8 protein-coding genes are annotated in these 10,451 nt (G+C 63.1%); all 8 read right to left on the bottom strand.

Annotated features, from left to right (window positions below):
• Positions 1–169: 169 nt before the first annotated feature.
• The 8 genes from secA to murC all read right to left on the bottom strand — a co-directional run bounded on the left by secA (position 170) and on the right by murC (position 10,441).
• Positions 170–2,890, bottom strand: a complete 2,721-nt coding sequence (gene secA, locus C7I36_RS12155; protein ID WP_106453975.1) for a preprotein translocase subunit SecA — start codon at positions 2,888–2,890, stop codon at positions 170–172.
• Positions 2,891–2,954: 64 nt separating this feature from the next.
• Complete coding sequence (locus tag C7I36_RS12150; RefSeq protein ID WP_106453974.1) at positions 2,955–3,806, bottom strand: M23 family metallopeptidase; 852 nt, start codon at positions 3,804–3,806, stop codon at positions 2,955–2,957.
• A gap of 67 nt (positions 3,807–3,873) precedes the next feature.
• Positions 3,874–4,797: a UDP-3-O-acyl-N-acetylglucosamine deacetylase gene (lpxC, locus tag C7I36_RS12145; RefSeq protein ID WP_106453973.1), complete on the bottom strand. Its 924-nt coding sequence runs from the start codon at positions 4,795–4,797 to the stop codon at positions 3,874–3,876.
• A 97-nt stretch (positions 4,798–4,894) separates the two neighbouring features.
• A complete protein-coding gene (gene ftsZ, locus C7I36_RS12140) occupies positions 4,895–6,034 on the bottom strand; it encodes a cell division protein FtsZ (protein WP_106453972.1) in 1,140 nt (379 codons plus the stop codon).
• A gap of 41 nt (positions 6,035–6,075) precedes the next feature.
• A complete protein-coding gene (gene ftsA, locus C7I36_RS12135) occupies positions 6,076–7,332 on the bottom strand; it encodes a cell division protein FtsA (RefSeq protein ID WP_106453971.1) in 1,257 nt (418 codons plus the stop codon).
• Positions 7,292–8,062 carry a cell division protein FtsQ/DivIB gene (locus tag C7I36_RS12130; RefSeq protein WP_106453970.1) on the bottom strand — a complete coding sequence of 257 codons (771 nt, stop codon included), beginning with the start codon at positions 8,060–8,062 and terminating at the stop codon, positions 7,292–7,294. The genes ftsA and C7I36_RS12130 overlap by 41 nt, the downstream gene beginning before the upstream one ends.
• Position 8,063: 1 nt before the next feature.
• Positions 8,064–8,981, bottom strand: a complete 918-nt coding sequence (locus C7I36_RS12125; RefSeq protein ID WP_106453969.1) for a D-alanine--D-alanine ligase — start codon at positions 8,979–8,981, stop codon at positions 8,064–8,066.
• Positions 8,981–10,441 (bottom strand): UDP-N-acetylmuramate--L-alanine ligase, encoded by a 1,461-nt coding sequence (gene murC / locus C7I36_RS12120; RefSeq protein WP_106453968.1) that lies wholly within the window; start codon positions 10,439–10,441, stop codon positions 8,981–8,983. The genes C7I36_RS12125 and murC overlap by 1 nt, the downstream gene beginning before the upstream one ends.
• Positions 10,442–10,451: the final 10 nt, after the last annotated feature.

Here is a 10,451-nt window from a genome sequence, read left to right as displayed (position 1 = left end):
GCTTCCTTCAGACCCCACCGTTGGCCAGTGGCGCCCTTGCCAGTCGGATTGTCTTCCCCTCAGTCGGGGTGACGCCATCTTCTTTCAGATGGCCGGGTTTGCCGGCTTCGCCGGGCAAACAAAAAAAGCCGCCCGAAGGCGGCTTTGGCATGGTCACGGGTGACTCGGTTCAGCTCAGCTTGCCGTGGCACTGCTTGTATTTTTTACCCGAGCCACAGGGGCAGGGGTCGTTACGGCCCACCTTTTCGCCCTCGCGCACGAAGGGTGCGCCCTCGGCACCGGCCGGCTGGCTCCCGGCCAGGGGATTTTCCGCCTCCGCATGGCTGTAGCTCTGGGGCAGGCGCTCGGCCGCCTCCCGTCGTTTGGCCTCCGCCGCCTCCACCTCTTCCTGGGTCTGGACCCGGACCCGGCTGAGAATGCTGACCACCTCCCGCTTGAGGTTGTCCAGCATCTGGGTGAACAGCTCGTAGGACTCGCGCTTGTATTCCTGCTTGGGGTTTTTCTGGGCGTAACCGCGCAGGTGGATGCCCTGGCGCAGGTGATCCATGGCCGCCAGGTGCTCCTTCCACAGGGTATCCAGAGTCTGCAGCATCACCGAGGTTTCGAACTGGCGCAGCACGGCCGCGCCCACCACGGCTTCCTTGTCGGCGTAGGCCCGGGAAGCCGCCTCCAGCACCCGCTCCTTGATCTGCTCGTCGTGCAGCTTGTCATCCTGCTTCAGCCACTCGGAAACCGGCGCCTCCAGGGCAAAATCCCCCTTCAGCCGCTGCTCCAGGCCGGCCACGTCCCACATTTCCTCCAGTGACTGGGGCGGGATGTATTCGTCGACCACACCGCTCAGCACGTCCTCGCGGATAACGTCTATGGTCTCCTTGATGTCGCCGGAATCGAGCAGCTCGTTACGCTGCTCGTACACCACCTTGCGCTGGTCGTTGGCCACATCGTCGAATTCCAGCAGGTTTTTGCGGATATCGAAGTTGCGGGTCTCCACCTTGCGCTGGGCATTCTCGATGGCCCGGGTCACCCAGGGATGCTCGATGGCCTCGCCCTCTTCCATGCCCAGCTTTTTCATCATGGCGGTCACCCGGTCGGAGGCGAAAATGCGCATCAGGGCATCTTCCATCGACAGGTAAAAACGGCTGGATCCCGGATCGCCCTGGCGGCCGGCCCGGCCCCGCAGCTGGTTGTCGATACGGCGTGATTCGTGCCGTTCGGTGCCGATGATGTGCAGGCCGCCGGCGGCGATGACGGCATCATGGCGCGGCTGCCAGTCGGCCTTGATGGCGGCAATCTGCTCGGGCGTGGCTTCGCCCAGGGCTTCAATTTCCGCCTGCCAGCTGCCGCCGAGCACGATGTCGGTCCCCCGGCCGGCCATGTTGGTGGCGATGGTCACCGCCCCCGAGCGCCCCGCCTGGGCGATGATTTCCGCCTCCCTGGCGTGGAACTTGGCGTTGAGCACCTGGTGCTTGATGCCTTCCTTCTTGAGGATGCCCGACAACAGTTCGGAGTTTTCGATGGAAACGGTGCCCACCAGCACCGGCTGACCCCGCTCCACGCAGTCCTTGATATCGGCGACGATGGCCTTGTATTTCTCCGGGGCCGTCAGGTAGACCAGATCGCCCATGTCCTTGCGGATCATCGGCTTGTTGGTGGGGATCACCACGGTGTCCAGGCCATAGATGTGCTGGAACTCGAAGGCTTCGGTGTCGGCGGTACCGGTCATGCCGGCCAGCTTGTCGTACAGCCGGAAGTAGTTCTGGAAGGTAATGGAGGCCAGGGTCTGGTTCTCGTTCTGGATCTTGACCCCTTCCTTGGCCTCCACCGCCTGGTGCAGGCCCTCGGACCAGCGCCGGCCCGGCATGGTCCGGCCGGTGTGCTCGTCGACGATCACCACTTCGTTGTCCTGCACTATGTAGTCCACGTTGCGCTCGAACAGGGTGTGGGCGCGCAGGCCGGCGTTGACGTGGGCCAGCAGGGTGATGTTGCCGGCGGAGAACAGGGAGTCGTCTTCCGCCAGCAGCCCCATGCGCTTGAGCTCTTCTTCCACAAAGATCTGGCCGTTTTCGGTGAGCAGGGCCTGCTTGTTCTTTTCATCCACCGTGTAGTGGCCGTCGCCGGTGTATTCCTCGGTGTCTTCCTTGTCCTGCTTCACCAGCTTGGGGATCAGGGTGTTGATACGGATATACAGCTCGGAGCTGTCTTCCGCCGGCCCGGAGATGATAAGCGGGGTACGGGCCTCGTCGATCAATACCGAGTCCACCTCGTCCACCAGGGCGTAATAAAGCGGTCGCTGCACCCGCTGCTGGGGAGTGAAGGCCATATTGTCGCGCAGGTAGTCGAAGCCGAATTCGTTGTTGGTGCCATAGGTGATGTCGCAGGCGTAGGCGTCGCGCTTTTCCTGGTGGCCCATGCCCGGCAGGTTGCAGCCCACGGTCAGGCCGAGGAATTCGAACAGCGGCCGGTTGGCTTCGGCGTCCCGGCGGGCAAGGTAGTCGTTCACCGTCACCACGTGCACACCGCGGCCGGTCAGGGCGTTGAGATAGACCGGCAGGGTCCCGGTCAGGGTCTTGCCCTCACCGGTTTTCATTTCCGCGATCTGGTTGTGGTGCAGCACCATGCCGCCGATCATCTGCACATCGAAATGGCGCATCTCGAACACCCGCCTGGAGGCCTCGCGCACCGTGGCGAAGGCTTCCGGCAGGATTTGCTCCAGGGTTTCCCCCTGCTCCAGGCGGGCGCGGAACTCGGCGGTCTTGGCTTGCAGCTCGGCATCGGACAGAGCCTCGAACTTGGGCTCCATGGCATTGATTTCATTAACAACTTTACGCAGCCGTTTGAGTGTTCTGTCGTTACGGCTGCCGATAATCTTGGTGAAGAGTTTGGTAATCATGCTTGGCCAATTATGCTGTTGGAAAAATAAAGCCCCGCCCGCGGGCGACGCCGTAAACGTAACACTACCGGGGCAGGAACCGTGCCGGATCCAGCTGTTTGTTCCCCTTGAGCACTTCATAATGCAGGTGGACACCGGTCGCCCGACCGGTCCGGCCCATCAGGGCGATATGCTGCCCGGCCTCGACCCGCTCGCCGATTTCCACCAGTTGCGAATCCACGTGGGCATAGCGGGTTACCCAGCCCCGACCATGGCTGATTTCGACCAGGCCACCGAAGGCGGGATGGTATTCTACCGCAGAGACCACGCCGGCGGCAGTGGCGGCGATGGGCTGGCCGCGCCGCCCGGAAAAATCGACCCCCTTGTGCCAGCGGGTACGGCCGGTGAAAGGGTCACGGCGCTGGCCAAATCCCGAGCTCAGGCGGGCCCGGCCGTCCGGCACCGGGTGGCCGTGTACCTGGGTGATTTCATTTATATGGAGATTAAGCAGCATGGATTCAAGGGCAGCCAGGGTCATGCCGTATTCCCGGGTCTGTTCCGACACCTGGGTCAGGGCCTGGTTCAGCTCGGCGAAGCCGTTGAAGGGGCGCTTGAGCAGGTTGGGATCCAGCCGCTGGACCGGCAATTCATCGCCCAGATCGTAGTCGTTGACCAGCCGCTGGCCGAGGGCACCCAGTTGGCCCAGATCCGCCTGTAACCGGCCCAGGCGCTCGCCAATCAGTTGCAGTTGGCGTTGCTGGCCCTGCTGCTGGCGTTCCAGCTGGCGGCTGAGCTGCTGGTTCTGCTGCAGACTCAGCTGCCACTGGCTGTAAAGGTAGAAAGCCACCGGCAGTTGCACCAGGGCAAGCAGCACCCACAACCGGAACAGCGGGGGACGGGTGGCGCGAACCGGCGCGGACGGGGAGGATGAAGTCATGGTTTACACTGCAGAAAAAAAAGAAAACACGCCGGCGCGGAGAGATGCCGGCGTGCTGGATACAGGGTCAGGCAGGATTAAAGGCGGTATCGTAGTAGCGAATCGGCGATTCGGCCCCTTCGTCACCGAAGGTCACGATTTCCCAGGCTTGGGTCTGCGCCAGCAAGGCCCGCAGCAGGTTGTTGTTGAGGGCGTGCCCGGTCTTGTAGGCCCGGAATTCGCCCAGGATGCTGTGGTTGCACATGTAGAGGTCGCCGATGGCGTCCAGCATCTTGTGCTTGACGAACTCGTTGGGGTAGCGCAGGCCATCTTCGTTCAGCACCTTGTAGTCGTCCAGCACCACGGCGTTTTCCAGGCTGCCGCCCAGGGCCAGGTTTTGGGAATGCAGGTACTCGATGTCGCGCATAAAACCGAAGGTCCGGGCTCGGCTCAGTTCCTTCACAAAGGCCGCGCCGGAAAAATCCAGCACCAGATGCTGGCTCTGGCCTTCGAATACCGGGTGCTTGAAGTCGATGGTCAGATCCATCTTGAAACCGCCCCGGTAGGGCCGGAATTCCGCCCACTTGTCACCGTCTTCCACCCGCACCGGCTGCTTGATGCGGATGAAGCGCTTGAGCGCGTTCAGTTCGCGGATGCCGCCGGACTGGAGCAGATAGATGAAGGGATGGGAACTGCCGTCCATCACCGGCACCTCGGGGGCATCCACCTCGATATAGAGGTTGTCGATACCCAGCCCGGCCAGCGCCGCCGACAGGTGCTCTATGGTGGAAACCCGCACCCCCTGCTCGTTGACCAGGGCGGTGCACAGCATGGTGTCCTTCACCAGGTCGGCGTCGGCCCGGATTTCGACCTGGGGATCCAGATCGGTACGACGAAACACGATACCTGTGTTGGCCGGCGCGGGAACAAAGCGCAGCTGCACCTTGTGGCCGGAATGCAGGCCGATTCCGGTGGCCTGCACGGTATTTTTCAGGGTTCGTTGTCTAATCATAAGGGTTTCCGCCAGTCAAAAGGGCCCGGTCCGAACCAGATTAAAGTGGTCAGACATGCTAGCACAGTTATCCGCCTGCCTCAATGCAGTACGTTTTTCAGTCAGCCTGTTTGCGCAGGAAGGCCGGAATATCCAGGTAGTCGAGATCGGTCTTGACCTGGGTATTGTCGGCATTCACCGCCAGCTTGCCCGACTGCTCCTCGCGACCGCTGTCGAGCCGGCGCATGCCGTTGTCGTCCCGGCTGGAGCCGGACTTCACCAGGGTGATGTCGGGCTTGCGCTCGGCACCGATGCCGGTGGCCACCACGGTGACGCGCAGTTCGTCGCTGATTTCCGGATCCAGCACGGTGCCCACCACCACGGTGGCGTTCTCGGAGGCGAAGGCCTTGACCGCGTTGCCCACGGTTTCGAACTCCTCGATGGTCATGTCGAGGCCGGCGGTGATGTTCACCAGTATGCCCCTGGCGCCGGCCAGATCCACGTCTTCCAGCAAGGGGCTGGAGATGGCCTTCTCGGCGGCTTCCTCGGCACGGTCTTCCCCGGTGGCGCTGCCGGTGCCCATCATGGCGGTGCCCATTTCCCGCATCACGGTGCGTACGTCGGCGAAGTCGACGTTGATGAGGCCGGGGCGGGTGATCAGCTCGGCAATGCCCTGCACCGCACCCAGCAACACGTTGTTGGCGGCCTTGAAGGCGTCCAGCAGGGAAATGCCCCGGCCCAGCACCTTGAGCAGCTTGTCGTTGGGAATGGTGATCAGCGAGTCGACGTGCTTGGCCAGTTCGTTGATGCCCTGCTGGGCGTAGTTCATGCGCTTTTTGCCTTCGAAGGCAAAGGGCTTGGTCACCACCGCCACGGTCAGGATACCCAGCTCCTTGGCCACTTCCGCCACCACCGGCGCGGCGCCGGTGCCGGTGCCGCCACCCATGCCGGCGGCGATGAACACCATGTCGGCGCCGTCCAGCAGGTCGCGGATGGCGTCCTTGTCTTCCAGCGCCGCGTCGCGGCCCACTTCCGGATTGGCGCCCGCGCCCAGGCCTTTCGTAATGGCGCTGCCGACTTGCAGGGTAGTGCTGGCACTGGAATTGCGCAGCGCCTGGGCATCGGTATTGATGGCCAGGAATTCGACGCCTTCCAGGTTTTCGCGCACCATGTGCTCGACGGCGTTGCCGCCGCCGCCACCCACACCGACCACCTTAATGACGGCTTCCTGCTCGTGATCATTCATCAGTTCAAACATAAGTCTCTCTCCGCTTTGCTCTTGGTTGGTTCCTGCCAAGATTAAAATTCGCCACGCAGCCAGTTGCCGACCCGTTTAATCAGGCTGGTGACACTGGCCTTGTTGTTGTAGTCCAGTTGCGGCGCCGACTGGTGCTCCTTGCCGTATTGCAACAGCCCCACGGCGGTGGAGTACACCGGCGTCTCAACATAATCCGATAATCCCCTGACCCCGTCCGGCTGGCCGATGCGCACCTGGCACTGGAAGATCTGCTCGGCGCACTCCACCAGTCCCTCAATCTGCGCGGCGCCGCCGGTCAGCACCAGGCCGGCGGCAAGCTGATGCTTGACCCCGGCCTTTTTCAGTTCGCTCTGTACCCGTGCCAGCTCCTGATTGATCATGCCGAGCAGCTCGCTGTAGCGCGGCTCGATCACCTCGGCCAGGGTCTGGCGCTGCAGGCTGCGGGCCGGGCGGCCGCCCACGCTGGGCACTTCTATGGTGTCCTCCTTGCTCACCAACCGGCTGAAGGCGCAGCCGTGACGCACCTTGATCGCTTCCGCATCGAGCGGCGGCGTACCGAAGGCATAGGCGATGTCGCTGGTCACGGTGCTGCCCGCATAGGGGATCACCTTGGTGTGGCGCAGGGCGCCGCCGGTGAACACCGCCATGTCCATGGTGCCGCCGCCGATATCGACTACGCATACACCCAGCTCTTTCTCATCGTCGGTCAGCACCGCATAACTGGATGCCAGTGCGCTGAAAATAAGCTGGTCTACTCGCAGGCCCAGACGCTCCACGCATTTTTCGATATTGCGCGCCATGTCGTTGTGGCAGGTGATCAGGTGCACCTTGGCGTGCATGCGCACCCCCGACAGGCCGATGGGATTTTTGATCCCTTCCTGGAAGTCGATGGAAAACTCCTGGGGCAGCACATGCAGCACCCGGTGTTCATCGGACAGGCGCACCGACTTGGCGGTATGGATGACGTTGTCCACGTCTTCCTGGGTCACTTCCTCGTCGGAAATGGGCACCATGCCGGTTTCGTTGCGGCATTCGATGTGCTTGCCCGACAGCCCCAGGTAAACCGAGGTGATCTGGCAGTCGGCCATCATCTCGGCCTCATCCACCGCCCGCTTCAGGGATTTGACCACCGACTCGAGATCGTTCACGCCGCCCTTGTCCATCCCCTTGGAGGAGTGGCTGCCGAGGCCGATGATATTCAGCTCGCCGTCCGGCAGCACTTCGCCCACCAGGGCCGTGACCTTGGCCGTGCCGATATCAAGCCCGACGATCAGATTTCGTTCCGCGCTCTTGGTCATTATCAGTCTCTTCGTCCTGCTTCCATCCTACCGCCAACCCGGTGTCGTAGCGCAGATCGAGGTAAGCCACCCGCTCGCGCCCGACGATGCCCGGATAGACATCAATAAATCGTTGTAACCTGGCTTCGATATCATCCCGCCCCAGGATCAGCCTGACCCCGTCCTCCAGGGTCAGCTCCCAGGAAAATCGGGGGGTCAGGTGAATCCGACTGATCCGGTAACCCCGCGCCCCCAGCTGACGTTGCAGGGCCTGGTACTCCTGCAGTACCCTGCCCGCCTCCTGATCCGGCCCGGACAGGCTCACCAGTTCCAGCTCGCCGCGCCGGGCCCGGAAGATGTCGCCATGGCTGTTGAGCATGGCGTCTTCGTTCCAGAAGGCCACCACCGGCTGCTCCACGATATAAACCCTGAGGGTATCGGGCCACTGCTTGCGCACCGAGGCCTGGTACACCCAGGGCAGGGCCAGCAGCCGTTGCTGTACCTGGTCCACCTCCAGGGTAAAGAAATTGCCCACCTCGGGCAGTTCCAGTACCGCCTCGCGGATTTCATCCCGGCCCAGGTAACGGTGCTCGCCCTGAATGATCAGGCTGTTCACCGGTACCTGGTTGGCCGCCGTCATCCACATCGCCAGGTGCCACAATCCCCAGACCAGTGCCGCCAGCACCAGCAGGAAGAACACCAGTCCGGAAATAAACCCCAGTCGGGTTCGGACGACCACGGCGTCATTCATATCAGTGTGCCATCTCCAACACCCGAACCACCAACTGGTCGAAGGACAGCCCGGCCACCTTGGCCGCCTTGGGCACCAGGCTGGTCTCGGTCATGCCGGGGACCGTATTCACCTCCAGCAGCCACCACTGACCCTGCCTGTCGCGCATCAGATCCACCCGGCCCCAGCCGCTGGCGGCCACCGCCCGGAACGCCGCCAGGCACAATTCGCCGAGTTCCTGCTCGTCGGCCCGATCCAGGCCGCAGGGACAAAGGTATTCGGTATCGCCGGACTGGTACTTGGCGGAATAATCATAAAAATCATGGGGCGTGCGCAGCCGGATGGCCGGCAGGGCGGCATCGCCCAGAATGCTGACGGTGTACTCGTCGCCTTCGATAAAACTCTCGATCAGCACCTCGTCGTCAAACCTGAAGGCCTCTTCGATGGCCTTGGCCAGGGTGGCCGCATCGGTGGCCTTGGTCATGCCGATACTGGATCCCTCGTGAGACGGCTTGACGAACACGGGCCCCATGAACTGGGCCAGCAGGGCCGCCGCGTCCCCGGGGTTGAAATCCTGCTTGTGGACGATGCGAAAGTCGGCGGTGGGCAGTCCCATGGCACGCCATACCTGCTTGGTGCGGATCTTGTCCATGGCCAGCGCCGCGCCCAGCACCCGGGAACCGGTATAGGGTAATCCCAGGTGCTCCAGCGCTCCCTGCAGGGTGCCGTCCTCGCCGCCACGGCCGTGCACCACGATAAAGGCGCGATCAAAGCCTTCTTCCTTCAGCCGGGCCAGGGGGTAATCCCGGGTATCGATGCCCTGGGCATCGACCCCGGCCCGCTCCAGCCCGGCCAGCACGGCGGCACCGGAGCGCAGCGACACTTCCCGCTCGGCGGAGCGTCCGCCGAACAGTACCGCAACCTTGCCGAAATCACTCATCACTGCTCTCCCTGTTGTTTCATCGCCGCTATGGATAACTTGAGCTGGCCGAGCCTGCGCGCCAACCCGCCCACATTGCCGGCGCCCTGAGTCAGCACCAGGTCGCCGTCCTGCAGCAGCTCCGCCAATACCGCCGGCACCTCGTCCGGGGAAGCCACATAAATCGGCTCCATCTGGCCACGACTGCGGATGGAGCGGCACAGGGCCCGGCTGTCGGCACCAGGAATGGGCGCTTCGCCCGCACTGTACACCTCCAGCAGGATCAGTACATCGCTTTTCGACAGCACATCGACGAAGTCCTCGTACAGATCCCGGGTGCGGGTATAACGGTGGGGCTGGTAAATGGTCACCAACCGGCGCTCGGGCCAGCCGGCGCGCACCGCATTCTGGGTGGCGCGTACCTCGCTCGGGTGGTGGCCGTAGTCGTCCACCAGTTTGGCCAGGCCGCGACCGGTGTCGAACTCGCCATACTGCTGGAAGCGCCGGCCCACCCCTTCGAATTTTTTCAGCGCCGCCAGTATGGCCTCGTCGGCGATGCCGTCCTCGCAGGCCACGGCGATGGCCGCCGCCGCATTCTGGGCATTGTGGCGGCCGGGCAGGTTGAGCTGCACCTCCAGGCAACTGCCGTCGGGACGGCACACCCGGAAACGGCTGTGATCCCGGTGCTGGCTGAAATCCTCCACCCTGTAGTCGGCGTCGGCGGCGAAACCGTAGCTCACGAACTGGCGGGATACCCGGGGCAACATGCTGCGGATCACGTCGTCATCGACGCAAAGCACCGCCAGGCCGTAAAAGGGCAGGTTGTGCAGGAAATCGATAAAGGTGCCTTCCAGCTTGCTGAAGTCGCCGCCGTAGGTGTCCATGTGATCCGCTTCTATATTGGTCACCACGGATACCATGGGCTGCAGGTGCAGGAAGGAGGCATCGCTTTCATCCGCCTCGGCGATAAGATAACGGCTGCTGCCCAGGCGGGCGTTGCAGCCGGCGCTGTTGAGCAGGCCGCCAATCACGAAGGTGGGATCCCTGCCCGCTTCGCCGTAGATGCTGGCCACCAGGCTGGTGGTGGTGGTTTTGCCGTGGGTGCCGGCCACCGCCACACCGTGGCGAAAGCGCATCAGCTCGGCCAGCATTTCGGCCCGGCGCACCACCGGAATGCGCAGATCCCGCGCCGCCAGCAGCTCGGGGTTGTCGGGACTGATGGCGGTGGAGACCACCACCACGCTGGCTCCGGCCACCTGCTGGGCCTGGTGGCCCAGGTAGATGGTGGCGCCCATGGCCGCCAGCCGATCGGTGACCGGGTTATGGGCGATATCGGAGCCGGAAATGGCATAGCCTTCGTTGGCCAGCACTTCGGCAATACCGCCCATACCGGCACCGCCGATGCCGATAAAGTGGATACGCCGCACCCGTCTCATCTCGGGTACCATGCTTCTCAATTTCGCCAGTTCAACCTTGGTCATGCCATTCTCT

This window comes from Zobellella taiwanensis (assembly GCF_003012795.1).
GTDB lineage: Bacteria > Pseudomonadota > Gammaproteobacteria > Enterobacterales > Aeromonadaceae > Oceanimonas > Oceanimonas taiwanensis.
This window is presented reverse-complemented; position numbering and strand designations above follow the sequence as displayed.

Coding starts and splice junctions, on each gene's coding strand:
- C7I36_RS12130 (WP_106453970.1), bottom strand. CDS start 8,062: ATGAATGACGCCGTGGTCGTCCGAACCCGACTGGGGTTTATTTCCGGA.
- murC (WP_106453968.1), bottom strand. CDS start 10,441: ATGACCAAGGTTGAACTGGCGAAATTGAGAAGCATGGTACCCGAGATG.
- lpxC (WP_106453973.1), bottom strand. CDS start 4,797: ATGATTAGACAACGAACCCTGAAAAATACCGTGCAGGCCACCGGAATC.
- ftsZ (WP_106453972.1), bottom strand. CDS start 6,034: ATGTTTGAACTGATGAATGATCACGAGCAGGAAGCCGTCATTAAGGTG.
- ftsA (WP_106453971.1), bottom strand. CDS start 7,332: ATGACCAAGAGCGCGGAACGAAATCTGATCGTCGGGCTTGATATCGGC.
- C7I36_RS12125 (WP_106453969.1), bottom strand. CDS start 8,981: ATGAGTGATTTCGGCAAGGTTGCGGTACTGTTCGGCGGACGCTCCGCC.
- secA (WP_106453975.1), bottom strand. CDS start 2,890: ATGATTACCAAACTCTTCACCAAGATTATCGGCAGCCGTAACGACAGA.
- C7I36_RS12150 (WP_106453974.1), bottom strand. CDS start 3,806: ATGACTTCATCCTCCCCGTCCGCGCCGGTTCGCGCCACCCGTCCCCCG.